Source organism: Pseudomonas sp. 2822-17 (assembly GCF_002742485.1).
Lineage (GTDB): Bacteria > Pseudomonadota > Gammaproteobacteria > Pseudomonadales > Pseudomonadaceae > Aquipseudomonas > Aquipseudomonas cyclaminis.
Genome location: NZ_LJRZ01000027.1, coordinates 1 through 229, shown reverse-complemented (window position 1 = coordinate 229; position 229 = coordinate 1). Strand labels below are relative to the sequence as shown.

1 protein-coding gene is annotated in these 229 nt (G+C 36.7%); it reads right to left on the bottom strand.

Annotation, left to right across the window (positions count from 1 at the left end):
- A partial coding sequence (locus AOA60_RS33170; protein ID WP_218240449.1) for a hypothetical protein occupies positions 1 to 207 on the bottom strand: 207 nt, incomplete at its 3' end.
- Positions 208 to 229 lie beyond the last annotated feature (22 nt).

Sequence of the window (229 nt, the reverse complement as noted above, 5' to 3'; positions counted from 1 at the left end):
GTCCTTTTTGGATAGTGATTTTAATAACTCTGTGGTTGTCATACCCCGTCCATTTTCGTACTGCTCCATACTTTCCTTTAGCATACGCTTTAGTTCAGGATTTTTTTCTACTTCACCCTGTATGGATTGCTCATCTTCTTGAAGGACTAGTGTAAATTTCCCCTTTCCAGGAATTGAAAACTGAAATACAGAATTCTCACTATCCATATTAGAGATATACTTCATTAGC